At 60.3% G+C, this 26024-nt stretch carries 25 protein-coding genes and 1 tRNA gene; 20 read left to right on the plus strand and 6 right to left on the minus strand.

What is annotated here, in order from left to right:
• The first annotated feature begins 91 nt into the window (after window positions 1-91).
• Window positions 92-1291, plus strand: coding sequence for an S-methyl-5-thioribose kinase (mtnK, locus tag ACJ8J4_RS09405; protein ID WP_025301663.1), 1200 nt, complete (start codon window positions 92-94; stop codon window positions 1289-1291).
• 73 nt (window positions 1292-1364) lie between these two features.
• On the opposite strand, the gene ACJ8J4_RS09410 is transcribed toward mtnK, so the two are convergent.
• Entirely contained in the window at window positions 1365-1517 is a 153-nt protein-coding gene (locus ACJ8J4_RS09410; RefSeq protein WP_004930217.1) for a Hok/Gef family protein, read from the minus strand.
• Between the two features lie 289 nt (window positions 1518-1806).
• Window positions 1807-4263 (minus strand): acyl-CoA dehydrogenase FadE, encoded by a 2457-nt coding sequence (gene fadE, locus ACJ8J4_RS09415; RefSeq protein WP_197836465.1) that lies wholly within the window; start codon window positions 4261-4263, stop codon window positions 1807-1809.
• A 246-nt stretch (window positions 4264-4509) separates the two neighbouring features.
• On the opposite strand from fadE, the gene lpcA reads away from it, so the two are divergent.
• Window positions 4510-5091, plus strand: a complete 582-nt coding sequence (gene lpcA / locus ACJ8J4_RS09420; RefSeq protein WP_004930220.1) for a D-sedoheptulose 7-phosphate isomerase — start codon at window positions 4510-4512, stop codon at window positions 5089-5091.
• Between the two features lie 97 nt (window positions 5092-5188).
• Window positions 5189-5992 (plus strand): class II glutamine amidotransferase, encoded by an 804-nt coding sequence (locus tag ACJ8J4_RS09425; protein WP_025301665.1) that lies wholly within the window; start codon window positions 5189-5191, stop codon window positions 5990-5992.
• On the opposite strand, the gene dpaA is transcribed toward ACJ8J4_RS09425, so the two are convergent.
• The gene (gene dpaA / locus ACJ8J4_RS09430) at window positions 5927-6694 is read right to left on the minus strand and encodes a peptidoglycan meso-diaminopimelic acid protein amidase (RefSeq protein ID WP_025301666.1); all 768 of its coding nucleotides are present in this window, start codon (window positions 6692-6694) and stop codon (window positions 5927-5929) included. The two genes, ACJ8J4_RS09425 and dpaA, sit on opposite strands and share 66 nt — an antisense overlap.
• Window positions 6695-7248: 554 nt before the next feature.
• On the opposite strand from dpaA, the gene ACJ8J4_RS09435 reads away from it, so the two are divergent.
• The 8 genes from ACJ8J4_RS09435 to nqrM are packed head-to-tail and all read left to right on the plus strand — an operon-like array spanning window position 7249 to window position 14359.
• Entirely contained in the window at window positions 7249-8598 is a 1350-nt protein-coding gene (locus tag ACJ8J4_RS09435; RefSeq protein WP_049208695.1) for a Na(+)-translocating NADH-quinone reductase subunit A, read from the plus strand.
• 3 nt (window positions 8599-8601) lie between these two features.
• On the plus strand, window positions 8602-9843 hold the full coding sequence (locus ACJ8J4_RS09440; protein WP_016928991.1) for an NADH:ubiquinone reductase (Na(+)-transporting) subunit B: 1242 nt from the start codon (window positions 8602-8604) through the stop codon (window positions 9841-9843).
• Window positions 9833-10627: a Na(+)-translocating NADH-quinone reductase subunit C gene (locus ACJ8J4_RS09445; RefSeq protein ID WP_442516067.1), complete on the plus strand. Its 795-nt coding sequence runs from the start codon at window positions 9833-9835 to the stop codon at window positions 10625-10627. Before ACJ8J4_RS09440 ends, ACJ8J4_RS09445 begins: the two co-directional genes overlap by 11 nt.
• A complete protein-coding gene (locus tag ACJ8J4_RS09450) occupies window positions 10620-11249 on the plus strand; it encodes an NADH:ubiquinone reductase (Na(+)-transporting) subunit D (protein WP_004930232.1) in 630 nt (209 codons plus the stop codon). The genes ACJ8J4_RS09445 and ACJ8J4_RS09450 overlap by 8 nt, the downstream gene beginning before the upstream one ends.
• Before the next feature lie 6 nt (window positions 11250-11255).
• Window positions 11256-11852, plus strand: coding sequence for an NADH:ubiquinone reductase (Na(+)-transporting) subunit E (gene nqrE / locus ACJ8J4_RS09455; protein WP_004930235.1), 597 nt, complete (start codon window positions 11256-11258; stop codon window positions 11850-11852).
• A gap of 15 nt (window positions 11853-11867) precedes the next feature.
• Window positions 11868-13091 (plus strand): NADH:ubiquinone reductase (Na(+)-transporting) subunit F, encoded by a 1224-nt coding sequence (gene nqrF / locus ACJ8J4_RS09460; protein WP_043135532.1) that lies wholly within the window; start codon window positions 11868-11870, stop codon window positions 13089-13091.
• Entirely contained in the window at window positions 13075-14124 is a 1050-nt protein-coding gene (locus ACJ8J4_RS09465; protein WP_043135534.1) for an FAD:protein FMN transferase, read from the plus strand. Before nqrF ends, ACJ8J4_RS09465 begins: the two co-directional genes overlap by 17 nt.
• A gap of 7 nt (window positions 14125-14131) precedes the next feature.
• Window positions 14132-14359, plus strand: a complete 228-nt coding sequence (gene nqrM / locus ACJ8J4_RS09470) for a (Na+)-NQR maturation NqrM (protein ID WP_016928987.1) — start codon at window positions 14132-14134, stop codon at window positions 14357-14359.
• A 26-nt stretch (window positions 14360-14385) separates the two neighbouring features.
• On the opposite strand, the gene ACJ8J4_RS09475 is transcribed toward nqrM, so the two are convergent.
• A complete protein-coding gene (locus ACJ8J4_RS09475; protein ID WP_049206249.1) occupies window positions 14386-15282 on the minus strand; it encodes a glycerophosphodiester phosphodiesterase family protein in 897 nt (298 codons plus the stop codon).
• A gap of 183 nt (window positions 15283-15465) precedes the next feature.
• On the opposite strand from ACJ8J4_RS09475, the gene dinB reads away from it, so the two are divergent.
• Window positions 15466-16527 carry a DNA polymerase IV gene (dinB, locus tag ACJ8J4_RS09480; protein ID WP_049208688.1) on the plus strand — a complete coding sequence of 354 codons (1062 nt, stop codon included), beginning with the start codon at window positions 15466-15468 and terminating at the stop codon, window positions 16525-16527.
• 41 nt (window positions 16528-16568) lie between these two features.
• On the opposite strand, the gene pepD is transcribed toward dinB, so the two are convergent.
• Window positions 16569-18029, minus strand: a complete 1461-nt coding sequence (gene pepD, locus ACJ8J4_RS09485) for a beta-Ala-His dipeptidase (RefSeq protein WP_025301673.1) — start codon at window positions 18027-18029, stop codon at window positions 16569-16571.
• A 337-nt stretch (window positions 18030-18366) separates the two neighbouring features.
• Between pepD and gpt the strand changes: the two genes are divergently transcribed.
• The 7 genes from gpt to ACJ8J4_RS09520 all read left to right on the plus strand — a co-directional run bounded on the left by gpt (window position 18367) and on the right by ACJ8J4_RS09520 (window position 23836).
• Entirely contained in the window at window positions 18367-18825 is a 459-nt protein-coding gene (gpt, locus tag ACJ8J4_RS09490) for a xanthine phosphoribosyltransferase (protein ID WP_025301674.1), read from the plus strand.
• Between the two features lie 141 nt (window positions 18826-18966).
• Entirely contained in the window at window positions 18967-20214 is a 1248-nt protein-coding gene (frsA, locus tag ACJ8J4_RS09495) for an esterase FrsA (protein WP_197836466.1), read from the plus strand.
• Between the two features lie 60 nt (window positions 20215-20274).
• A complete protein-coding gene (crl, locus tag ACJ8J4_RS09500) occupies window positions 20275-20676 on the plus strand; it encodes a sigma factor-binding protein Crl (RefSeq protein ID WP_004930258.1) in 402 nt (133 codons plus the stop codon).
• Between the two features lie 116 nt (window positions 20677-20792).
• Complete coding sequence (gene proB, locus ACJ8J4_RS09505; RefSeq protein ID WP_015376738.1) at window positions 20793-21896, plus strand: glutamate 5-kinase; 1104 nt, start codon at window positions 20793-20795, stop codon at window positions 21894-21896.
• 9 nt (window positions 21897-21905) lie between these two features.
• Window positions 21906-23159, plus strand: a complete 1254-nt coding sequence (proA, locus tag ACJ8J4_RS09510) for a glutamate-5-semialdehyde dehydrogenase (RefSeq protein ID WP_015376739.1) — start codon at window positions 21906-21908, stop codon at window positions 23157-23159.
• Window positions 23160-23346: 187 nt separating this feature from the next.
• Window positions 23347-23422: transfer RNA gene (locus tag ACJ8J4_RS09515), tRNA-Thr, on the plus strand.
• A 195-nt stretch (window positions 23423-23617) separates the two neighbouring features.
• Window positions 23618-23836, plus strand: coding sequence for a TM2 domain-containing protein (locus ACJ8J4_RS09520; protein WP_015376761.1), 219 nt, complete (start codon window positions 23618-23620; stop codon window positions 23834-23836).
• A gap of 51 nt (window positions 23837-23887) precedes the next feature.
• Here the strand turns inward: ACJ8J4_RS09520 and ACJ8J4_RS09525 are convergent, their stop codons facing one another.
• Window positions 23888-24421: a hypothetical protein gene (locus tag ACJ8J4_RS09525; RefSeq protein WP_043135545.1), complete on the minus strand. Its 534-nt coding sequence runs from the start codon at window positions 24419-24421 to the stop codon at window positions 23888-23890.
• A gap of 486 nt (window positions 24422-24907) precedes the next feature.
• On the opposite strand from ACJ8J4_RS09525, the gene ACJ8J4_RS09530 reads away from it, so the two are divergent.
• Complete coding sequence (locus ACJ8J4_RS09530; protein ID WP_264383803.1) at window positions 24908-26023, plus strand: hypothetical protein; 1116 nt, start codon at window positions 24908-24910, stop codon at window positions 26021-26023.
• The last annotated feature ends 1 nt before the right edge of the window (window position 26024 follow it).

Below are 26024 nucleotides of genomic sequence, written 5' to 3' on the forward strand. Positions count from 1 at the left end.
CATGACTTCCAGATGTATAGACGTCCAAATGCTTTTACGTCTAAATAATCAGAGTCGCTGGGTCAGTGAGAGAGAACAGAGGGGTTGGGGAATGTCGCTTTATCGTACGTTTACGGCTGCCGATGCCGTTGAATATGCCCGCCAATATGGGCAGGTGGCCGAACCGCAGGCGCTGGTGAGCGCCGACGAGATCGGTGACGGCAACCTGAACCTGGTGTTCAAGATCCGCGATCGCGAAGGCGTGAGTCGGGTGATCGTCAAACAGGCGCTGCCCTACGTGCGCTGCGTGGGCGAATCCTGGCCGCTGACGTTGGATCGGGCGCGCATCGAAGCGGAAACGCTGCTGGTCCACGGCAGTTTCTGCCCAAGGCATACGGTAAAAGTCTTGCATCACGATCCCGAATTGGCGGTGATGGTGCAGGAAGATCTCTCCGATCATCGCATCTGGCGCAGTGAACTGGTGCAGGGGAACTATCACCCGCTGGCGGCTGGGCAACTGGCGGAATACCTGGCGCAGACGCTGTTTCACACCTCCGATTTTTATCAGTCGGCGCAGCAGAAGAAGGCGGAAGTCAGCCGTTTCACCAACCCCGAGCTGTGCCAGATCACCGAAGATCTGTTCTTTACCGACCCCTATACCGACCATGAGCGCAATCAGTTCGAGGCGGCGCTGTTGCCGCAGGTGCAGGCGCTGCGTGAGGATGCGCCGCTGAAGCTGGCGGTCGCCGGCCTGAAACATCGTTTCCTCAGCAAAGCGGAGGCGCTGCTGCACGGCGATATTCACAGTGGTTCAATTTTCGTGGCGGAAGGGCGGTTGAAAGCGATCGACGCTGAATTCGGTTTCTACGGCCCGATCGGTTTCGATGTCGGCACTGCGTTAGGCAACTTGCTGCTCAACTATTGTGGCCAGCCGGGGCTGTTCGGGCCGCGCGACGCCGCCGCCGGACGCGAGCAGCGCCTGCAGGATGTGCGCGAGCTGTGGCTGATTTTCGCCGATCGCTTCCTGGCGCTGTGCCATCAGCAAAGCCGCGATGCGGCGCTGGCGACGCCGGGTTACGCCGAGCAGTTCCTGCAGCAGGTCTGGGCTGACGCAGTAGGGTACTGTGGCACCGAACTGATCCGGCGCACCATCGGCCTGGCGCACGTCGCCGATCTGGATAGCATCGCCGACGCCGACATGCGCCTCGACTGTCAGCGTCACGCCCTGGGATTGGGGCGCACGCTGATCGTCAATGCGCCGCAGATCGAGCATATCGATGCGCTGTTGGCGCGCATTCGCCAGCAGGGCTGAAAAGGCGGGTGCTCGTGGATCCTGCCTGACATCATCAGCCAACGGGCGGGGCGAACCCCGCCGTTGGGTTGCCTTACCGTTCGGATTCGTAAGCCAAAGTGGCCGCAACCTCCGAGTCTCCCAACCTGATGCGCAGTTCGCACAGCGAACCGCGGGTTAGCCAGATGAACGCGATCAGCGTCATACAGACGATCACCAGTTTAAGTACGACCCGTTTTTGCTGCATTTTTGACCTCCCTATCCTTGCCTTGCGGCGGGTAAGAGGCTAACCTGAGGTTGCTTGGCATCAGAGTGGCCTCGGGTTGATAATATCGACTCGGGGCCTTTCTCTTTCTCTCCTTTGCCAAGGCTCCGGACAGAAAGATCCAGAGCACCCGCTGCGCAGTCTACTCGAACTTCCTTCCCGTGAAATCTGCCGTTGCGCCAACCTGCGGCGCGGTGCGCAGTTTGTGGTGCAAGAAAAGAAAAAGGGGCGATGATGATCGCCCCTTGGATGCGTGGAGTGGGAATTGGCGTTAAGCCGCTTCGGTCTGCTGTTGGCGCTTAGACTGCGCCGCCGGCTTTTCCGGCTTAGCGGCCGCCAGCGCATCCGGTGCAAAGTCGTCCACGTTGATGGAGCGCAGACGGCTCTCTTCGGCTTTCACCAGGATCTTCGCTTCGTCGGCGCTGATCTTGCCTTCTTCCAGCGCGCGTTCCGCCAAACGATCCAGACGGGTGAACGGCAGGTTTTTGCCGGCTGCCTTGCACAGACGTTCGTGAATCTGCTCGGCGGCCATCACGTCGGCCAGCGCCGCTTCCAGCAGGCCGATTGGGTTATGTTCGCTCGGCGTCAGGTACTGACCGCGCCCCAGGCGGCTGCGGGTGGCGGAAGGCACCTGCAGGATCTTGGCCAACTGGTGATCCAGGCGATCGGACGGTGCGGTATGCACGCGGCCGAACGGGAAGACCACGAAGCGCATCGCGCCAGCGATAAAGCGGTTCGGGAAGTTGCGCAGCAGGTCATCCAGCGCCTGTTCGGCTTTATGCAGGCTGTCTTGCACGCCCCAATGCACCAGCGGCAGATCTTCTTTCTGACGGCCTTCGTCGTCAAAGCGTTTCAGCACGGCGGAAGCCAAATACATCTGGCTGAGGATATCCCCCAGGCGAGCGGAGATGCGCTCACGGCGCTTCAGGCTGCCGCCCAGCACGCCCATGGAAACGTCCGACAGCAGCGCCAGGTTGGCGCTCAGGCGGTTCAACTGCTGATAGTAACGACGGGTCGCATCCTTGGTCGGCGTGGCGCTGGTGCGGCCGTTGGTCAGGCCCAGCCAGAAGCTGCGTACCTTGTTGCTGCCGACGTGGCCCAGGTGGCCGAACAGCGATTTATCGAAGGCGTTCAGATCGTTGTTCTGTGCCGCTGCCATTTCATCCAGCACATAAGGATGGCAGCGGATTGCGCCCTGGCCGAAGATCATCATGGTGCGGGTCAGGATGTTCGCGCCTTCCACCGTGATGGCGATCGGTGCGCCCTGATAGGCTCGAGCCAGGAAGTTGGATTCGCCCAGCATGATGCCTTTACCGCCGGCGATGTCCATGGCGTCAACGATCGACTGCTGGCCGCGGTGTGTACAGTGGTATTTGACGATGGCCGACAGCACGGCCGGTTTCTCGCCCTGCACCAGCGCGTAGGTGATCAGCGAAGCGGCGGCGTCCATCACATAGGTGTTGCCGGCGATGCGTGCCAACGGCTCTTCGATCCCCTCCATCTTGCCGATGGAGATCTTGAACTGACGGCGAATGTGCGCGTAGGCGCCGGTCGCCAGGGCGATGGATTTCAGGCTGCCGGTAGAGTTGGACGGCAGGGTGATGCCGCGACCGACCGACAGGCATTCAACCAGCATGCGCCAGCCCTGGCCGGCCATTTTCGGGCCGCCGATGATGTAATCGATCGGCACGAACACGTCGGTGCCGCGGGTTGGGCCGTTCTGGAACGGCACGTTCAGCGGGAAGTGACGGTTGCCGATTTCCACGCCCGGCGTGCTGGTTGGGATCAGCGCACAGGTGATGCCCGGGGATTCGTTGTCGCTCAGCAGGCGATTCGGGTCATGCAGTTTGAACGCTAGGCCCAGTACGGTAGCGACCGGCGCCAGCGTGATGTAGCGCTTGTTCCAGGTCAGGCGCATGCCCAGTACCTGCTTGCCTTGCCATTCGCCCATGCACACGGTGCCCACGTCCGGGATCGCGCCGGCATCGGAACCCGCTTCCGGGCTGGTCAGCGCGAAGCAAGGAATTTCGTCGCCGCGCGCCAGGCCCGGCAGATAGTGGTTTTTCTGTTCTTCGGTACCGTAGTGCTGCAGCAGTTCGCCCGGGCCGAGGGAGTTTGGCACGCCGACGGTGATCGCCAGGATGCCGGAAACGCCGGCCAGTTTTTGCAGCACCATCGCCTGAGCGTAAGGTGAGAATTCCAGACCGCCGTACTCTTTCTTGATGATCATCGCGAAGAAACGGTGTTCTTTCAGGTACGCCCAGAGTTCAGGCGGCAGATCGGCCAGTTCGTGGGTGATCTGGAAGTCGTTGGCCATGCGGCAGGCTTCTTCCACCGGGCCGTCGATAAACGCCTGCTCTTCTTCCGTCAGGCGCGGTTTCGGGTAGCTGTGCAGCTTGTTCCAGTCCGGCGCGCCGCGGAACAGATCGCCTTCCCACCAGGTGGTACCGGCGTCGATCGCTTCCTTCTCGGTGGTGGACATCGGCGGCATCACCTTGCGGAAGGCTCGCAGCGCCGGCGCGGAGAGCAGGGAACGGCGTACAGAGGAAAGGTTCAGCGGCAGCAGCACGATCGCCAGCGGCAGCAACAGCCAGAAGCTCCACAGGCCGATAGCACCCATGGCGGCAGTGTACGCCACCAGGATCAGGCTGCTGAGGGTAAGGTTCACTCGGTGGTAGAACACCACGCCGAGGAGAGCCAGGAAAACGACGATACTAAGAACCATCATAAGAAGCTCCGAAGTAGTAAGAGGTCTGACCTGTTGTGTGTATGTAATAGGTTTTAGTACAAGGCAGAATTTTTATCAATGCGTTTACAGTTTAATTACAACTCAGGTCACAAACTGACAGCACCAATCATCAAAAACCTCTCCGCTTCCTTAACTGGCGCGCTGTTTGGCTGAGAATGCTTCTCGCTGTTTCCGCGATCCGGTACACTGCGAAGCGGAAGATTTGACGATAACAAGAGGTTCCTCATGTACCACGACCTTATTCGCAGTGAACTGAACGAAGCAGCTGATACCCTGGCGAAATTTATCAATGACGACGCCAACATCGACGCCATCCAACGTGCGGCGGTGCTGCTGGCGGATTCCTTCAAAGCCGGCGGTAAAGTGATTTCCTGCGGCAACGGCGGTTCCCATTGCGACGCGATGCACTTCGCCGAAGAGCTGACCGGCCGCTACCGTGAAAACCGCCCGGGCTACCCGGCAATTGCCATCTCGGACGTGAGCCACCTGTCCTGCGTCAGCAACGACTTCGGTTATGAGTATGTGTTCTCGCGCTATGTGGAAGCGGTGGGCCGCGAAGGCGACGTGCTGCTGGGCATTTCTACTTCCGGCAACTCCGGCAACATCATCAAGGCCATCGACGCGGCGCGTGCCAAGGGGATGAAAGTGATCACCCTGACCGGCAAGGACGGCGGCAAGATGGCGGGTTCCGCCGATGTGGAAATTCGCGTGCCGCACTTCGGCTACGCCGACCGCATTCAGGAAATCCACATCAAAGCGATTCACATCTTGATTCAGCTGATCGAAAAAGAGATGGTTAAGGCTTGATAGCCTTCGGGGAGCTGCGGCTCCCCATGAATAAGACGGCGGACGCCGCATGGTGCGTCTGCACAGCCTGTGTCAGTGTGGTTAAGGAGTGCTGGCGATGTGTGAACTGCTCGGGATGAGCGCAAACGTACCGACCGATATCTGCTTCAGCTTTACCGGCCTGGTACAGCGCGGCGGCCGCACCGGGCCGCATAAGGATGGCTGGGGCATTACCTTCTATGAAGGGAACGGCTGCCGCACATTCAAGGATCCGCAGCCGAGCTTCAACTCGCCGATCGCCCGCCTGGTGCAGGACTATCCGATCAAGTCCTGCGCGGTGGTGTCCCATATTCGCCAGGCCAACCGCGGCGAAGTGGCGCTGGAAAACACCCATCCGTTCACCCGTGAACTGTGGGGCCGCAACTGGACCTACGCGCACAACGGCCAATTAAAAGGCTATCGTCAGCTGGATACCGGCACGTTCCGCCCGGTCGGCCAGACCGACAGCGAATACGCGTTCTGCTGGCTGCTGCATCAGCTGGCGCTGAAATACCCGCGCACCCCGAGCCAATGGCCGGCGGTCTTCCGCTATATCGGCCTGTTGGCGAACCAGCTGCGCAAGAAAGGGGTGTTCAACATGCTGTTGTCGGACGGGCGCTTCGTGATGGCCTATTGCTCCACCAACCTGTATTGGATCACGCGCCGCGCGCCGTTCGGTAAGGCGACGTTACTGGATCAGGATGTGGAGATCGATTTTCAGCAGCAGACCACACCGAACGATGTGGTCACGGTGATCGCCACCCAACCGCTGACCGCCAACGAAACCTGGCACAAGATTGAGCCAGGCGAGTTCGCGTTATTTCACTTCGGTGAGCGGCTTGTTCTGAGCGAAGGGATTGGTGTTGGGCGTCGGGCTGGCTGACGCGTACTGCGTCATCTGGCCGCTGCTCATCAACGGTTGACCCAGCACATACTGGCCGTTGTCTACGGTCATCATCGGCGGCTGGTGGTTCTTCGCGAAGTAATCGTAACCCGGCTTCAGCTGGCGCCAGAAGGCGATATAGCTGGATGACGCATGGCGCTTGAGGTTTTGCTCGGTCATGCGGAACGGATAGATGCTGATATCGACGCGGCTTTGGCCATAGGCAAAAGCCGCTTCGACGTAGCGATAGATCTCATCCATATAGGTGTTGGTCATCGCGTAACAGCCGATCGATTTACATTCGCCGTGGATCATCAGATAAGCGCCGGAATAGCCCTGCGATTTATCGTAATCGTTAGGGAAACCGATATTGATCGCCCGATAATACTTGCTGTCGGGTTTCAGATGGCGTGCGTCAACGCTATAAAAGCCTTCCGGACTTTTAAAGTCGCCTTCACGACGTTTAGGACCCAGCCCGCCGGAGAAATTACAGATCGGGAACGTGTTGACCAGGCGGAATTCATTGCCCATTTTGGCATACAATTCCAGCTTGCGTTCCTCTTTGAAGATCTGAATATAGACCGGCGAACCCAATAATTGCTGTTTAACTACCGGTGCTTCGGGTACCTGCTCGCTGGCGCTGCAGGCCGTGATCATCGGCATAGAAACAAGCATCGCAAACAACAGCGCGATTTTGCTCATTATTATTCCTGCTTATATTTATCTGCCGGCGCAATTGAGGTTGGCCAACATGCCACTGATTATTGTTTTTACTGCTGCAAAACACCGCCAGATTACCAGCGCGTTTATTTTTAGCAATACGTGATATGTATAAAAAAACGACAAAGCTCGATAAAAGTGAAATGACCGGCAGATTTTAACGATAAGTAGTGAAAAACAGGCGAAATTTAATTGCGTTTGCTTGACCCAAGTCACGACGTAACGCAGAACAATGTTGCGAACAATGTTAATATTCTCTCTTCAATTTAACGCGCTGTGGCGATTGAAGCGGCAAGAGTTATTGCATATAACCCGGCCGTTTTGATGGTTATTTGGCTACATGCCGTTAACACATCGACTGTCGCGCAAACAACGGAAAGGGGGATTCAAGGGAATGCGCGTTACCCCAGTTTTTCACTGCGAGAAAGTTCATGTTGGGAGTGCCGTTGTGCGCACTGCCCGGCAATCCTGGCATCGTCAGCACCCGCCTCTGGGGCCGGTCAGACGTGTAAACCCAACTACATCGTATAAATCCTATGATTAAGATCAGAAAAGGGTTAGATCTGCCGATAGCCGGAGCCCCGGTTCAGGCGATCCAAGATGGCCCGAACATTCAGCATGTCGCCCTGCTTGGGGAAGAGTATGTCGGAATGCGCCCCTCCATGCTGGTGCAGGAAGGCGATACCGTTAAGAAAGGCCAGGCGTTGTTCGAAGATAAGAAAAACCCCGGGGTTTTCTTCACGGCTCCCGCCAGCGGCCGCATCGTCGCGATTAACCGCGGCGAGCGGCGCGTATTGCAATCGGTGGTGATTGCGCTGGAAAACGGCGGCGACGATCAGCTCGAGTTTGCGCACTACCCGCAGGGGGAATTGGCCCAGTTGCCACGCGAACAGGTCGAGAGCGAATTGATCGCCAGTGGCCTGTGGACCGCACTGCGCACCCGCCCGTTCAGTAAAACGCCAAGCCCCGGCAGCGAACCGCGCGCCATTTTCGTCACCGCGATGGATACCCAACCGTTGGCCGCCGATCCGCAGGTGATCATCGCCGAGCAGCAGGCGGCGTTCAACGCCGGGCTGGTGGTCTTGGCACGCCTGACGGCGGGCAAGGTGCACGTATGTCACGCCGCCGGCGCCTCCGTTGGCCAGCAGAGCGGCCCGCAGATCGCCTACAGCGAATTTGCCGGCCCGCATCCCGCCGGGCTGGTGGGCACCCACATTCACTTCCTTGAACCGGTTAGCCTGAAGAAAATCGTTTGGCACATCGGCTACCAGGACGTCATCGCCATCGGCACGCTGTTCACCACCGGTAAGCTCGATACCCGCCGGGTCGTGGCGCTGGCCGGGCCGCAGGTGGCGCAGCCGGCGCTGCTGCGCACCCGCCTGGGGGCCAGCCTCGAGGAGCTGACCGCCGGCCGCCTGAAAGACGGCGAGAACCGGGTGATCTCCGGTTCGGTGCTGAACGGCATGCACGCCGCCGGGCCGAACGCCTGGCTCGGCCGTTTCCACTCGCAGGTGTCGGTGCTGGAAGAAGGGCGCGACAAAGAGCTGTTCGGTTGGATCGTGCCGTCGCCGAACAAGTTCTCCATTACCCGCACCACGCTGGGCCACTTCCTGAAAAACAAACTGTTCGCCTTCTCGACCACCACTAACGGCGGCGAACGCGCCATGGTGCCGATCGGCAACTACGAGCGGGTGATGCCGCTGGACATTTTGCCGACGCTGCTGCTGCGCGATTTGCTGGCGGGCGACAGCGACAGTGCGCAGGCGCTGGGCTGCCTGGAGCTGGACGAGGAAGATCTGGCGTTGTGCACCTTCGTTTGCCCCGGCAAGTATGAGTACGCGCCGGTGCTGCGCGAGGTGCTGACCAAGATTGAGCAGGAAGGATAACCGATGGGCCTGAAGAATTATTTTGAGAAGATAGAGCATCACTTCACGCCGGGCGGCAAACTGGAAAAGTGGTACCCGCTGTATGAAGCGACCACCACGGTGTTTTATACCCCCGGCACGGTGACGCGCGGCGCTTCGCACGTGCGCGACGCCATCGATTTGAAACGCATGATGATCCTGGTGTGGCTGGCGGTGTTCCCGGCGATGTTCTGGGGCATGTACAACGTTGGCCAGCAGGCGATCCCGGCGCTGCACCATCTGTACAGCGGCGACGCGCTGCAACAGGTGCTGGCGGGCGACTGGCATTATCGTCTGGCGCAGTGGCTAGGCGCCTCGCTGGCGGCCGACGCCGGCTGGGTCAGCAAGATGGTGCTGGGCGCCTGTTACTTCCTGCCGATATACGCCGTGGTGTTTGTCGTCGGCGGCTTCTGGGAGGTGCTGTTCGCCATTATCCGTAAGCATGAGGTTAACGAAGGCTTCTTCGTCACTTCAATCCTGTTTGCGCTGATCGTGCCGCCGACCCTGCCGCTGTGGCAGGCCGCGCTGGGCATCACCTTCGGCGTGGTGGTGGCCAAAGAGATCTTCGGCGGCACCGGGCGCAACTTCCTCAACCCGGCGCTGGCCGGCCGCGCCTTCCTGTTCTTCGCCTATCCGGCGCAGATCTCCGGCGATTTGGTGTGGACCTCCGCGGACGGTTTCTCCGGCGCGACGCCGCTGGCGCAGTGGAGTGCAGGCGGGGCGCACAGCCTGAGCAACGTGGCCACCGGCCAGTCCATCAGCTGGCTGGACGCCTTCCTCGGCAACATTCCCGGCTCCATCGGTGAAGTCTCCACGCTGATGATCCTGATCGGCGGGGCGATTATCCTGTTCGGCCGCGTGGCCTCCTGGCGCATCGTCGCCGGCGTGATGCTCGGCATGGTGGCTTCTGCACTGTTGTTCAACGCCATCGGTTCGGACACCAACCCGATGTTCGCCATGCCGTGGTACTGGCATCTGGTGCTGGGCGGCTTCGCCTTCGGCATGATCTTTATGGCGACCGACCCGGTTTCCGCCTCCTTCACCAATAAGGGGAAATGGTGGTACGGCATTCTGATCGGCGTGATGTGCGTGCTGATCCGGGTGGTCAACCCCGCCTATCCGGAAGGCATGATGCTGGCGATCCTGTTCGCCAACCTGTTCGCACCGCTGTTCGATTACCTGGTGGTGCAGGCCAACATCAAGCGGAGAAAAGCCCGTGGCGAATGAAGCGAAAAACGACGGCATCGGTAAAACGCTGCTGGTAGTGCTGCTGCTGTGTCTGGTGTGTTCAGTGGTGGTGGCGGGCTCCGCCGTCGGCCTGAAGTCCAAACAGCAGGAGCAAAAGCTGCTCGATAAGCAGCGCAATATTCTCGACGTAGCCGGCCTGTTGCAGCCGAAAATGGAGAGCGAGCAGGTCAAGCGTCTGTACAGCGAGCGCATCGAACCGCGCCTGGTGGATCTGAACAGCGGCGAGTTTGTCGCTGGCAAGGCGGCGGCGTTCGATCTGGGCGCCGCGCTGCGCGACGACGCCAAAAGCGTGGCGTTGCCCGCGGGCGACGATCCGGCCGGTATCAAACGCCGTAGCAACCAGGCGGAAATCTACCTGGTGCGCGACGAAAGCGGCCAGGTGAACAAGCTTGTGCTGCCGGTATACGGCGCCGGCCTGTGGTCGATGATGTACGCCTTCGTGGCGCTGGATAACGACGGCAATACGGTCAAGGGCATCACCTACTACGACCAGGGGGAAACCCCAGGGCTGGGCGGTGAGGTCGAGAATCCGTCCTGGCGCCAGCAGTGGGTCGGTAAACAGCTGTTCGACGACAACGGCCAGCCGGCGATCCGCGTGGTGAAAGGCGGCGCACGTCAGGGGGATGTGCACGGAGTGGACGGCCTATCCGGCGCCACGCTGACCTCCAACGGTGTGCAGCATACGTTTGATTTCTGGTTGGGCGAGCACGGCTTCGGCCCGTTCCTGAAAAAAGTTCGTGAAGGAGCGCTGAAAAATGGCTGATTCCAAAGAGATAAAGCGGGTCCTGCTGGGGCCGCTGTTCGACAATAACCCGATCGCCCTGCAGGTGTTGGGCGTCTGTTCTGCGTTGGCGGTGACCACCAAGCTGGAGACGGCGGTGGTGATGACCATTGCGGTGACGCTGGTGACCGCGTTCTCCAGCTTCTTCATCTCGCTGATCCGTCACCATATTCCCAACAGCGTGCGCATCATCGTGCAGATGGCGATCATCGCCTCGCTGGTGATCGTGGTCGATCAGCTGCTGCGCGCTTATGCGTTCGAGATCTCCAAGCAGCTGTCGGTGTTCGTCGGCCTTATCATCACCAACTGCATCGTGATGGGGCGCGCCGAGGCTTATGCCATGAAGTCGCCGCCGATCGAGAGCTTTATGGACGGCATCGGCAACGGGCTGGGTTACGGGGTGATCCTGGTGCTGGTCGGTTTCCTGCGCGAGCTGATTGGCTCCGGCAAGCTGTTCGGCGTCCCGGTGCTGGAAACGGTGCAGAACGGCGGCTGGTACCAGCCGAACGGCCTGTTCCTGCTGGCGCCGAGCGCGTTCTTCATCATCGGCCTGCTGATCTGGGTGCTGCGCACCCTGAAGCCGGCGCAGATCGAAAAGGAGTAAAGGCCGATGGAACACTATATCAGCCTGTTTGTGCGCGCGGTGTTCGTCGAGAACATGGCGCTGGCGTTCTTCCTCGGGATGTGTACCTTCCTGGCGGTGTCGAAGAAGGTCTCGACCGCCTTTGGCCTGGGCATCGCGGTGACCATCGTGCTCGGCATTTCGGTGCCGGTGAACAACCTGGTCTACAACCTGATCCTGCGCGACGGCGCGCTGGTGGAAGGCGTCGATCTGAGCTTCCTCAACTTCATCACCTTCATCGGCGTGATCGCGGCGCTGGTACAGATTTTGGAGATGATCCTCGATCGCTTCTTCCCGTCGCTGTATAACGCGCTCGGCATCTTCCTGCCGCTCATCACCGTGAACTGCGCCATCTTCGGCGGCGTGTCCTTCATGGTGCAGCGCGACTATAACTTCGCCGAGTCGGTGGTGTACGGCTTTGGTTCCGGCACCGGCTGGATGCTGGCGATCGTCGCCATGGCGGGGATCCGCGAAAAACTCAAGTATGCCAACGTGCCGGCAGGGCTGCGCGGCCTGGGCATTACCTTTATCACCACCGGACTGATGGCGCTGGGCTTCATGTCCTTCTCCGGTGTTCAGTTGTAAAGGCGGGAAGAATTTATGGAAATTATTTTAGGCGTAGCAATGTTCACCACCATCGTGATGGTGCTGGTGTTGCTGATCCTGTTCGCCAAATCGAAGCTGGTGAACACCGGTGACATCGCGGTGGAAATCAACGGCGATCTGGATAAGAGCTTCCATGCGCCGGCGGGCGACAAGCTGCTCAACGTGCTCTCCAGCCAGGGGATCTTCGTCTCCTCGGCCTGCGGCGGCGGCGGTTCCTGCGGCCAGTGCCGGGTGGTGATCAAAGAGGGCGGCGGCGATATCCTGCCGACCGAGCTCTCGCACATCAACAAGCGCGAAGCGAAAGAAGGGTGCCGCCTGGCGTGCCAGGTGAACGTGAAGCAGAACCTGAAGATCGAGCTGCCGGAAGAGATCTTCGGCGTGAAGAAATGGGAGTGCGAGGTTATCTCCAACGATAACAAAGCCACCTTTATCAAAGAGCTGAAGCTGAAGATCCCCGATGGTGAGGACGTGCCGTTCCGCGCGGGCGGCTTTATCCAGATCGAAGCACCGGCGCACGACATCAGCTACGCCGACTTCGACGTGCCGCAGGAGTATCGCGGCGACTGGGACAAGTTCAACCTGTTCCGCTACCGCTCGACGGTGAACGACACCACGGTGCGCGCCTACTCGATGGCCAACTACCCGGAAGAGAAGGGCATCATCATGCTCAACGTGCGTATCGCCACGCCGCCGCCGAATAATCCGGACGTGCCGCCGGGCATCATGTCTTCCTATATCTGGTCGCTGAAAGCCGGTGACAAGGTGACCATCTCCGGGCCGTTCGGCGAGTTCTTCGCCAAGGACACCGACGCCGAAATGATCTTCATCGGCGGCGGCGCGGGCATGGCACCGATGCGTTCGCACATCTTCGATCAGCTCAAGCGCCTGAACTCGAAGCGCAAGATCACCTTCTGGTACGGCGCGCGTTCGCTGCGCGAGATGTTCTATGAAGACGACTTCAACCAGCTGCAGGCGGAGAACGAAAACTTCACCTGGCACGTGGCGCTGTCGGATCCGCAGCCGGAAGATAACTGGACCGGCTACACCGGCTTTATCCATAATGTTCTGCTGGAGAACTACCTGAGGAACCACCCGGCACCGGAGGACTGCGAGTTTTACATGTGCGGGCCGCCGATGATGAACGCCGCGGTGATCAAGATGCTCAAAGATCTGGGCGTCGAAGACGAAAACATCATGCTGGATGACTTTGGTGGCTAAATTGCGCGCATTGGCGATGAAGAACTGGCTGACGGGTGTGGCGCTGAGCGCCACCCTGCTGCTGACCGGCTGCGGGCCGGAACAGGTGGACCTGATGGGTAAAACCATGGGCACCTCGTATTCGATCCGTTACGTGACCGGCGAAGATACGCCGTCGGCGCGCGAGATGCAGGCAGAGATCGACAAACGGCTGGAGCAGGTGAACGATCAGATGTCCACCTACCGGCCGGATTCCGAGCTGAGCCGCTTCAATGCCAACCGCGACATTGACCGGCCGTTCCCGGTTTCGCCGGCCACCGCTGAGGTGGTGCGCGAAGCGCTTCGCATCAACCGCGTCACTGACGGCGCGCTGGACGTGACCGTCGGGCCGCTGGTCAACCTGTGGGGCTTCGGCCCGGAAGGGCGGCCGGACAAAGTGCCGAGCGAGGCGGAACTGGCGCACCGCCGCGCCTGGACCGGCGCCGACAAACTGTCGGTGCAGGGCAGCGCGCTGGTGAAAAGCATCCCTGAGCTGTACGTCGATCTGTCGTCGATCGCCAAAGGGTATGGCGTGGACGTGGTGGCGGAATATCTGCAGTCCCGGCATGTGAAGAACTACATGGTGGATATCGGCGGTGAGGTGCGCACGCGCGGGCATAACGGCGAGCAAAAGCCGTGGCGCATCGCCATCGAGCGCCCGACCGCCGGTACGCAACAGCAGGCGCAGCTGGTGATCCAGCCGGGGGAGATGTCGATCGCTACCTCGGGTGACTATCGCAACTACTTCGAGCAGGACGGGGTGCGCTATTCGCACACCATCGATCCGGTCACCGGCCGACCCATTCACCACCGTTTGGTGTCGATCACCGTGCTGAGCCCGACCTGCATGACCGCCGACGGGCTGTCCACCGGCCTGAACGTGATGGGGCCGGAGCGCGGCCTGGCGCTGGCCAACCTGCTCGGTATCCCGGTGTTCATGATCGTGAAAACCGCCGACGGGTTTGAGGAGCGTTACTCAGACGCGTTCAAGCCCTATCTGAAAAAGCGTTCGTGAGGTTGCTATGTTGACGGTATTCGCCGCTACTTTCGTGTTGTTTCTGCTGATCGTCGGCGGCATGTCGCTGGGCTATGTGTTCAAACGCAAAAGCCTGCAGGGCAGCTGCGGCGGCATCACCGCGCTGGGCATGGAGAAAGTCTGCGACTGCCCGGAGCCGTGCGATGCGCGCAAAAAGCGCGAAGCCAAAGCGGCGCAGCGGCGCGAGCAGTTGGAAAAGCACCGTATTCTGTAGCGAAAACCCGGCCTTGGCCGGGTTTTTTATTTCGCCTTGCGGAAGCTTTTCGCCTCGGCCGGCGAGTTGACCATCACGCCGTCAGCGCCCAGCGCCAGCGCCTGCTGATATTCCTGCGGCGAGTTGACGCCGAACAGGATAATGTGCGCCGGGCCCTGCGAGCGGAAACAGTCCATCGACTCTTTATCCCAGGTCAGAAACGCCTTCGAACGCCCTTCGCCGAGGGTATATTTCTCCACCACTTCCACCTCGCGCTTCAGCTCCAGCCCGTACCAGCGCGGCTGCCGGTTGTCCGGTTTGACGTCGCACTGGTGCGCCATGGTGACGTTGGCCAGCAGCGTGCGGGTTTCGTCGCGGCTTTCAAAGCGCGGGATGGCCGGCGGCAGCGCCTGCAGGTATTTGGCGTCGGTAGAGTAGACGCGGATGCGGTTCAGGCTGTCGGTGCTTTGCAACGTCGCCAGCAGCGTTTGGCCAAACTGCGCCGGATCGGCGTCCGGGGATTTGATGTCCAGATAAAAAGTGACGTGCGGAAACGCTTTAAGCACGTCGTCGAGCCGTGGAATGCCGATACCCTGGCCGCGGAACGGGTGTGCGTCACCCTTGGCGAAGGCCCAACCGGCGTCGGTCTCGGCCAGCTGCGCGGCGGTATAGGCAGAAACAGGACCCTGCCGGTTGGTCAGCGCTTTCAGGTCCGAGGGGCGATACAGCACGATGATGCCGTCTTTGGATGCTTGCAGGGTGATCCAGATGGCGTCGGCGCCGTTTTTCAGCGCGGTTTCGATGGCGATGCGAGTGTTTTCCGGCGCATCGGCGGTGCCGCCGCGATGGGCGACGATCGCCGGCGCATGACCGGCGGCGGCGCTGGCCGCCAGCGCGCTCAGCGACAGCGCGGAAGCCAGCAGCAAATGAGAAAATCTGATCATGTAGGGTACCTTGTCGTTATCGTTGTGGTGAGCCGCACGGGATGGCGGAAATCATACTATTGAAAAATTAAGCTTTTTTAACAACGCGGAAATATCTGTCAGAAACGCCGCTTTCCTCGAGCTCTGCGGCCTTGAGCTTTTGGTACCTGGCTGTATACTTATACAGTATTATTGGAGGGTGCGATGCGTAAAATCATTCATGTCGATATGGACTGCTTCTTCGCGGCAGTGGAGATGCGCGACGATCCCAGCCTGCGCGATATCCCGCTGGCGATTGGCGGTAGCGCCGATCGCCGCGGGGTGATCAGCACCGCCAACTACCCGGCGCGGCGCTACGGCGTGCACAGTGCCATGTCCACGGCGATGGCGCTCAAACTGTGCCCGCATCTCACCCTGCTGCCGGGGCGCATGGCGGCCTACAAAGAAGCTTCGCTGCACATCCGCGAAATCTTCGCCCGCTATACCTCGTTGATCGAGCCGCTTTCGCTCGACGAGGCCTACCTCGACGTGACCGACAGCCCGCAATGCAACGGTTCGGCGACGCTGATCGCCCAGGAAATCCGTCAGGCGATCGCCGACGAGCTGAACCTCACCGCGTCGGCCGGCATCGCGCCAATCAAGTTTCTCGCTAAAATCGCCTCCGAGATGAACAAGCCGAACGGGCAATACGTGATCACGCCGGCGCAGGTGCCGGCGTTTTTGCAGCAGCTGCCGCTCAGCAAGATCCCCGGCGTCGGCAAGGTGACCGCCAAGCGGCTGGAGGAAGTGGGGCTTATCACCTGCGCCGACGTGCAGCAATACGATTTGGCGCAGCTGCTCAAGCGCTTCGGCAAGTTCGGCCGGGTGCTGTGGGAGCGCTGTCAGGGCATCGATCGGCGCGAAATCTCTCCTGAGCGGCTGCGCAAATCGGTGGGGGTGGAGCGCACGCTGGCGGAGGATATTCACGACTGGGAAGACTGCGAAACGCTGATTATCGACAAACTCTATCCCGAGCTGGAGATGCGGCTGCGCAAGGTGAAGCCGGATCTGCACATCGCCCGGCAGGGCGTGAAGCTGAAGTTTCAGGATTTTCAGCAAACCACCCAGGAGCACGTGTTCCCGGTGCTGAACCGGCAGGATTTGCTGGAGGTGGCGCGGCAGGCGTGGCGCGAGCGGCGCGAAGGGCGCGGCGTGCGGCTGGTGGGGTTGCATGTGACGCTGCTCGATCCGCAGCTGGAGCGGCAGCTGGCGCTGTCGTGGGAATAAAAAAGCCGGCGGTCGCCGGCTTTTTGCGTTAAGCGTGCAGATTACGCGCGCTCAGGGATTGCTTTCAGCAACGAGGTCAGCAGCTTCCAGTACAGGCCGACGCTTTCGATATGCACCTGCTCATCCGGCGAATGCGGGCCGGTGATGGTTGGCCCGATCGATACCATGTCCATGTTTGGATATGGCTTTTTGAACAGACCGCATTCCAGACCGGCGTGGATCACCATGATGTTCGGCGTCTTGTCGAACAGATCCTGATACAGCTCGCGCACCAGGTGCATCACCGGCGAGTCGGCGTCCGGCTGCCAGCCCGGGTAGCCGCCCTTCGGCGCCACTTTAGCGCCGGCCAGCTGGCCCAACGCGGTCAGCATCTCGACCACGTAGTCTTTGCCACTGTCGATCAGGGAGCGGATCAGGCAGATGATTTCCGCTTCGTTTTCGCTGGTGGTGACCACGCCGACGTTCAGCGAGGTTTCCACCACGCCTTTCACCGCGTCGCTCATGCGGATCACGCCGTTCGGCGTGCCGTTCAGCAGCGCCAGGAAGCGCTGCTGGCTGTCGGCGCTCAGCGCCAGCGAAGCGCTGGTGGTCGGCTCCAACAGCACGGTGATGTTCTTCTCTTTGGCGGAGAGTTCGTTCTGCAGCACGGCCAGGAACTCCTGGCTCAGCGCTTTCAGTACGTCGGCCTTGTCCGCCGGCACCGCTACCACCGCGGAGGCTTCACGCGGGATGGCGTTGCGCAGGGTGCCGCCGTTCAGGTCCAGCACGCGCAGGTTCAGCGCCGCCGCATGGGCGAACAGGAAGCGCGCCAGCAGTTTGTTGGCGTTGCCCAGCCCGACGTGGATCTCGGCGCCGGAATGGCCGCCTTTCAGGCCCTTGAGGGTCAGCTTCAGGGTTTGGTAACCGGCCGGCACCGCTTCGCGCTGCAGCGGCAGGGTGGTGATGAAGTCGATACCGCCGGCGCAACCCATGTAGATTTCGCCTTCTTCTTCGGAATCGGTATTGATCAGGATATCCGCCTGCAGCCAGTTCGGCTGCAGCCCGAAGGCGCCGTCCATCCCCGCTTCTTCGGTCATGGTCAGCAGCACTTCCAGCGGGCCGTGCTCAACGCTGTCGTCGGCCAGCACCGCCAGGGCGGAGGCCATGCCGATGCCGTTGTCGGCGCCCAGCGTGGTGCCGCGCGCTTTCACCCACTCGCCGGCGATATAAGGCTGGATCGGATCCTTGGCGAAGTCGTGTACGGTGTCGTTATTCTTTTGCGGCACCATGTCCAGGTGTGCCTGCAGCGCGACTGGCTTGCGGTTTTCCATGCCTTTGGTGGCTGGTTTGCGCAGCAGGATATTGCCGACCTGATCACGCTCGGCGTGCAGGTTCTTTTCTTTGGCCCAGGTGAGGATGTGCTGCGCCAGCGCTTCTTCGTGATAAGAAGGGTGCGGGATAGAACAGATCTTGGCGAAAATATCCCACAGCGGCTGTGGCGAAAGCTGAGACAATTCAGACACTATAAGTCTCCTGTGACGGCAGGCTCCGACAGGACGGGCATGCCGCGCGGTTAAGGTGAGCGGGTATCTGTGCGTCGTGGCACGATCGTCAGAGAATATCACTTTATTTCCGGCGGTGCGCCCCCCGTATTGTGCGGTTTAAGCGCTTGATCACATGGCTTCGCTGCGGGAACGCTCGCTTTTTCAGCATCAATCACCGAAAAGCCGCCCGGCGGAAATCGCGAGGTTTTCCTCGGTACAGCTGGAATTCAACGCGGCCAGTCTCTATAATCTCGCGCAACCTTTTTTCCCCTGAACTACAAATAAGCCGCTTCACCGCCGGCTGGGACACGATTCTATGAGCGAAAAATACGTTGTTACCTGGGATATGCTGCAAATGCACGCACGCAAGCTGGCGCACCGCCTGCTGCCTGCCGACAAATGGACAGGCATCATTGCCGTAAGCCGCGGCGGTCTGGTACCGGCGGGCCTGCTGGCGCGCGAACTGGGCATCCGCTATGTGGATACCGTCTGCATTTCCAGCTATGACCATGACAACCAACGCGAAATGAAAGTGCTCAAGCGCGCCGAAGGCGACGGTGAAGGCTTCATCGTGGTGGACGATCTGGTGGATACCGGCGGCACCGCGAAAGCGATCCGCGACATGTACCCGAAAGCGCATTTCGTCACCATCTTCGCTAAGCCGGCGGGTCGTCCGCTGGTGGACGACTACGAAGTCGACATCCCGCAGGATACCTGGATCGAACAGCCGTGGGACATGGGCGTCAGCTTCGTTCCCCCGATCGGCGGTCGCTAAGTCCAGCCAGTTCCAGCCCAACGCCCGGTTATGCCGGGCGTTTGCGTTATCTTGGTTTATCCCGCCAGAGTTAGGTACACTACCTCCAGTTAAGTAGGCCTTTTGCGGCCTATCGCCAGATTTACGGAGGCTGTTGTTACCATGGCACAGGCCAACCTTTCTGAAATTCTTTTCAAGCCCAAATTCAAACACCCTGAAACCTCGACGCTGGTGCTGCGCGCGCGCAACAAAGTGAGCGCCGCCATGCATTCCGCATTGGAAGGCGACACCATCGGCAGCTGGTATCGCATGCTGAATCCGTTGCTGTGGGCCTGGCGCGGCGTCAGCCCGATCGAAATCCACGAAGTGCTGGCGCGCATCGCCGCCTCGGACGCCGAGCGCAGCAATCCGCAGCGGCTGGATACCGTGGTGGGCTACCGCAACGGCAACTGGATCTACGAGTGGATCCATCAGGGCATGCAGTGGCAGCAGCGGGCGACGGAACAGCAGGATCCGCTGCTCGGCGGCGAGTACTGGCTGAAGGCCGCGAGCCTGTACAGCATCGCCGGTTACCCGCACCTGAAGGGCGACGAGCTGGCCGAACAGGCGGAGATGCTCGCCAACCGCGCTTACGAAGAGGCGGCGCTGTTGCTGCCGTATCAGCTGAAAGAGCTGGAGTTCCGCATCGAAGGCGGCGGCAGCGTCACCGGTTTCCTGCACATGCCGGAGAAGGGCGAGGCGCCGTTCTCGACGGTGCTGATGTGCGGCAGCCTCGATACGCTGCAGACCGACTATCATCGCCTGTTCCGCGACTACCTGGCGCCGCACGGCATCGCCATGCTGACGCTCGATATGCCGTCGATCGGTTCTTCGTGCAAATGGAAGCTGACGCAGGACTCCAGCTACCTGCACCAACAGGTGCTGATCCAGCTGGCCTCGGTGCCGTGGGTGGATCATCAGCGGGTGAGCGCCTTCGGCTTCCGCTTCGGCGCCAACGTGGCGGTGCGGCTGGCCTATCTGGAGCCGCAGCGGCTGCGCGGCGTAGCCTGCCTGGGGCCGGTGGTGCATCGCCTGCTGTGCGACAGCAGCACCCAGTTGAACGTGCCGGACATGTATATGGACGTGCTGGCCAGCCGCATGGGCATGGCTAACGCCTCGGACAACGTGCTGAAGGTGGAGCTGAACAGCTACTCGCTGAAAATGCAGGGGCTGCTGGGGCGCCGTTGCCCAACGCCGATGATCTCCGGCTACTGGGAGCGCGATACACTCAGCCCGAAAGAGGAGTCGCAGCTGATCGTCACCTCCTCGGTGAGCGGCAAGCTGGTCGCCATCCCGCGCACCCCGGTTTACGACAGCTTCCACCGGGCGTTGCTGCAGATGTCCGGTTGGCTGAGGGACAAAATGCGTTAATTAGTTGCTAAATTTTAACAGTTTGTTAAAAAGAGTGGTCTACATTGAGGAGGTTAGAGAATGACGTTACCGAGTGGTCACCCTAAAAGCCGACTAATGAAACGTTTTGCCAGCTTGGGGCCGTACCTGCGTGAAGGGCAATGTGAAAACGACCGTTTTTTCTTTGATTGTTTGGCCGTCTGCGTCAATGTAAAGCCCGCTCCGGAGAAGCGTGAGTTCTGGGGCTGGTGGATGGAGCTGCAGGCGGAAGAGGCGCGCTTCACCTATTCGTACCAATTCGGCCTGTTCGACAAGGAAGGCGACTGGACGGCGCAAAACATTAAGGATGATGAAGTAAACGCCAAGCTGGAAGACACCCTGCGCGACTTCCATCGCCGCCTGGGCGAGCTGCTGGCGACCATGGAACTGGGGCTGGAACCCGCCGACGATTTCAAAGAAAAACTGATCAAACTCTCCGCCTGACCCCGTTTGACCACGTATTGTGCTGATTTCGCGTTGTGCCTGTTGGCATAACGCGTCTCTCCTGTTACAAAGACCTTTGCACTCTTCTTCTCATCATTACACACGGCAGAAATACTATGAACGGCAGCCAGACATTGGTTGTGAAATTGGGCACCAGCGTGTTGACCGGCGGATCGCTGCGTCTGAACCGCGCCCACATTGTCGAATTGGTGCGCCAATGTGCGCAGCAACACGCCGCGGGCCACCGCATTGTCATCGTCACTTCCGGCGCCATCGCCGCCGGGCGCGAACACCTGGGCTACCCCGAGCTGCCCGCCACCATCGCCTCCAAGCAGCTGCTGGCAGCGGTAGGGCAGAGCCGGCTGATCCAGCTGTGGGAACAGCTGTTCTCCATTTACGGCATTCACGTCGGGCAGATGCTGCTGACGCGTGCCGATCTGGAGGACCGCGAGCGCTTCCTCAACGCGCGCGACACCATGACGGCGCTGCTGGATAACCGCATCGTGCCGGTAATCAATGAGAACGACGCCGTCGCCACCGCCGAAATCAAGGTGGGCGACAACGATAACCTGTCGGCGCTGGCGGCCATTCTGGCCGGGGCTGACAAACTGCTGCTGCTTACCGATCAGCAGGGCCTCTACACCGCCGATCCGCGCAACAACCCACAGGCCGAACTGATCCGTGAAGTGCACGGCATCGACGACGCGCTGCGCGCCATCGCCGGCGACAGCGTCTCCGGTCTGGGCACCGGCGGCATGGGCACCAAGCTGCAGGCGGCCGACGTGGCCTGCCGCGCCGGCATCGACGTGGTGATCGCCGCCGGCAGCAAGCCGGGCGTGGTGGCGGACGTGATCGAAGGCAAACCGGTGGGCACCCGTTTCCACGCGTTGGAAACCCCGCTGGAAAACCGCAAGCGCTGGATCTTCGGCGCGCCACCGGCCGGTGAGATCACCGTCGACGATGGCGCGGTGGAAGCGATGATGGCGCGCGGCAGCTCGCTGTTGCCGAAGGGCATCCGCGAAGTGAAGGGCGACTTCTCGCGCGGCGAAGTGATCCGCATCCGCAACCTGGCGGGGCGCGATCTGGCGCACGGCGTCAGCCGCTACAACAGCGACGCGATGCGCATGATCGCCGGGCACCACTCGCAGGAAATCAGCGAGATCCTCGGTTATGAATACGGTCCGGTGGCAGTGCACCGCGACGATATGATTGTCAGTTAAGGAGTGAGCATGCTGGAGCAGATGGGGAAGGCCGCCAAGCAGGCCTCCTGGCAGCTGGCGGTGCTGAGCACGGCGAAGAAAAATCAGGTGCTGTCGGTGATGGCCGACAGGCTGGAAGCCAACAGTGAAGCGATCCTGCTGGCGAATGAACAAGACATGGCGCAGGCGCGCGCCACCGGCATGAGCGAAGCGCTGCTCGACCGCCTGCTGTTGACCCCGGCGCGGCTGGCGGCGATCGCCAACGACGTGCGCCAGGTATGCCGCCTGAACGATCCGGTCGGCCACGTGCTGGACGGCAACCTGCTGGACAGCGGGCTGAAGCTGGAGCGCCGCCGGGTGCCGCTCGGCGTGATCGGCGTGATTTACGAGGCGCGGCCGAACGTCACCATCGACGTCGCCAGCCTGTGCCTGAAAACCGGCAACGCGGTGATCCTGCGCGGCGGGAAAGAGACGCACAACACCAACCAGGCGACGGTGAAAGTGATCCAGCAGGCGCTAGAACAGTGCGGCCTGCCGGCGGCGGCGGTGCAGGCGATCGACAGCCCGGATCGCGCGCTGGTGAACGAACTGCTGCGCCTGGATCGCTATGTCGACATGCTGATCCCGCGCGGCGGCGCCGGCCTGCACAAGCTGTGCCGCGAGCAATCGACCATCCCGGTGATCACCGGCGGCATCGGCGTGTGCCACACCTACGTGGACGCCGACGTCGATTTCGACAAGGCGCTGACGGTGATTGAAAACGCCAAGATCCAGCGCCCGAGCGCCTGTAACTCGCTGGAGACGCTGCTGGTGAACCGCAGCATCGCCGCCGAGTTCCTGCCGGCGCTGAGCGCCAAAATGGCGGCGGCGGGCGTGACGCTGCACGCGGCGGAAAACGCGCTGCCGCTGCTGCAGGGCGGCCCGGCGACGGTGGTGCCGGTGAACGCGGAAGATTACGACGATGAATGGCTGTCGCTGGATCTGAACGTGCTGCTGGTGGACGATATCGATCAGGCCATCGACCACATCCGCACTCACGGCACCAACCACTCCGACGCAATCCTCACCCGTTCGCTCAGCAGCGCCGAGCATTTCGTGCGCGCGGTGGACTCCTCGGCGGTGTACGTCAACGCCAGCACCCGCTTCACCGACGGCGGCCAGTTCGGCCTGGGCGCGGAAGTGGCGGTGAGCACCCAGAAACTGCACGCCCGCGGCCCGATGGGCCTGGATGCGCTGACCACCTACAAGTGGATCGGCTACGGCGACGATCTGGTGCGCAGCTAAGGCCGCATTGCGATCATAAAGAGGTCAGGGCGCAGCGTGCTGCGCCCTGATTTTTTTGGAAGGGGCAACGTGGGGCAGTCTGGCTGCTTGCAAAACAACCAAACGCCCCGGCGGCTATTGACTCATTTCGCGCGCAGGTCTACCTTGTTCAACGCACTTCCGGCTTGCCCCGCAGGCCCGGCTCGATGCCGATATAGCTCAGTTGGTAGAGCAGCGCATTCGTAATGCGAAGGTCGTAGGTTCGACTCCTATTATCGGCACCACTCCCTCTCCAGACTCCATTTGCTTACCCTTTCGCCGGTTAAACAACCGTTTAATTAATCACTGTTATAATTACTCCTGTTGAGCCTTGATGGGTGAATGTTTTCTCCTCAAGCATTGCGATGCGGCGCTCTGTGGAGCGGCATCCGTTTTTTGGACATGCCGGTGGTTCGGTGAGAAGTAAGGAGAAGTGCACTATGAGCAGAAAAGACAAGCTCGCGGCGGCCCTGCTGGCCATCTTCCTGGGTGGGCTGGGCATTCACAAGTTTTACTTAGGGATGAAGTGGTGGGGGCTGTTCTACCTGCTGTTCTGCTGGACGGGGATCCCGGCGATTGTCGGCTTTATCGAAGGCATTATTTATCTGTTCCAATCGGAAGAGAAGTTCAACCAGAAATACAATCCGGGTCTGATTTAACGCGTTTTCTGGCGGCGCCTCCTGTTAAGGGAAGCGCCGTTTTTCATTCCGTTACTGTTTCTTCATCATCATCTTGCCGCGCATCTCTTTACTCATCATTTTATTCGAGCTGGAGATCACGCAGTTATATTGCTTGCCTTGGTTGATGATCATAAAGGTGCTGACCGGATTTTTAAAATCTTTGTCGATGGTGAAATAAATATAGGCCTGCGGCAACGCGGCCGGTTTAAAGGCGCCGAAGGCATACACATCCGCCAGGCCCAGCGCGGAGAGATCGACCGTCAGTTCCATCGGCTGTTTGTCATTTGGCGATGGGAACATCGATTTGGCCGACATCATCATGGTGCTGCTGTTGATGCTGTAATCGGTTTTAACCTTCATGCCGATATATTTCGATTCCGGCATGGAAAGTTCTTTTTGGCAGGCGGCGTCGTGCTGTGGCGCCGGGCTGCCGTTTTCCATCACGGCGTGCACGTGTTCCAGCGTCACTTCCGCGCTGCCTGTGGTAGGCTGCGCATCGGCCGCGTAAGCCGCGCCGCTGAAGGCGGCCACAGAGGTAAGGATAATGCCCGTAACGATTTTCATTGTCGGTCTCCGGAATGCTAATAATGGTATTAATTGCGGTGTGTAGCCTATTGGCCCGATAAAATGCAAAGTGACCCGTTCCGCGGAGATAAAATACCCTCGGAATTTTTATAATTAATAGCGTTTCACCCACGCGGCATGCGAGGTTTGTTTAATTATATTGGGAGCCTTTCTCTTTTGTTTTTCAGTCTGTTTACCTGCATATAAAGAGTATGTATAAACATAGTCAATGTTTAGAATATGCACAAATTACTGCAGTTTTTTTTCCCTTTTATCTTTTGGTTTTTAATAGGGTTGCGAATATTGCATTGAGATACAGGGAGTTGTCTTTTCTACGTTCAAATCACTCTTTGAAGCGTTATTTATGTGATCTTTGTAGTCACAGAAATAACGCTGAAATTATTATCTTTCTATTTAACGGCTAATTATTCATGGCATAGGCTTCAACCCTTTGCGTTTCCTGCGCTAGAATCAGGCGGTTTTCTCGTGGAAAAGGATATCGCCATGGCCGCCTGGGCCTTTTTGATCGTCGGTTGGGGGTTGATTTGGCAGGATCACCCGATTTTCGGCGTGCTGTGCATCGCGCTGTTTGCCGTGCTGCAATGGGTGAAGTACGCCGCTAAAGGCGTGCAAGACCCCGAAGAGGCCGCAGAGTGGCGCAAAACCGACTGGCATTCGCAGCCGATTGAAATGGCGCACGCCGGCGACAGCGATCGGCAGATTGGCGGCGTGGGGGAGCTGGGCATGGGCGGCCCCAGTTTTTGGACGCTGCTGCTGCGTGACGGGGCGATTGTTCATGGCGCCTGTGCGGCGCCGCAGGACGTGGAGGGTGGCAAGCTGCGCCTGATCCCGACCCGCGGCCGCGAGGGTGAGGGGCTGACGGTCTACGAGCCTGCTGCCCGGGCGATGTATGCGCTGCCGGCATTGACCGATCGCGAGCAGGACGCGCTGGCCGCCGGCTCCGCCGAGGCGCTGGCGCGGCTGCGGGCGAGGTGTCGGCAGGCGGAGGCCACGCCGTTGCACCTTGTGCGCGGTCTGTGGGTGCCGCCGTGGACAGAGGATCCGGCCGATCGTCTGGAGATCGCCTTGCCCAACGGCCGGGTGCTGGCGGCGCGCTTGATGTTGCCGGCGAATCTGCGCCTGGCGGACGATCCTGCCGCGCTGCTGCACACGCCGCCTTATGAACTGTTGCTGGATAACCGGCCGACCGATCGCTTCGTGCGCGATCTCGAACGCGTGGCGGAATCCCCGGCGGGTGACGGTTTGAGCGTCGGCGGCTGCCAGTTCCGCGGCGAGCATATCGTCGATGGCCTATACCATCTCTACTTCGCCGGCGAGTGGTTCAGCCTGCTCTCGTATGCGCATAAACCGGCGGGCGGGCGCGGTTCGGACACCACCTTTTTCGTCGAGCGGGTCGAGCCGCAAGACGGCGGGGTGTTTGTGATTGAGTGGGATGCCTACAGTGTGGGGCCCGACGGGCGTGAGCCGCGCGTGCCGGCCCCGCCGGTATTGGTTATCGCGGTGAGTTGGCAGGAAACGCCGCTGCAGTTGCCAACGGCCAACAACCGCGTGACCGTGCGCTTGCCCAACGCCGCGGCGTAAG

The organism is Serratia sp. CY47280, assembly GCF_052168655.1.
Taxonomy (GTDB): Bacteria; Pseudomonadota; Gammaproteobacteria; order Enterobacterales; family Enterobacteriaceae; genus Serratia; species Serratia bockelmannii.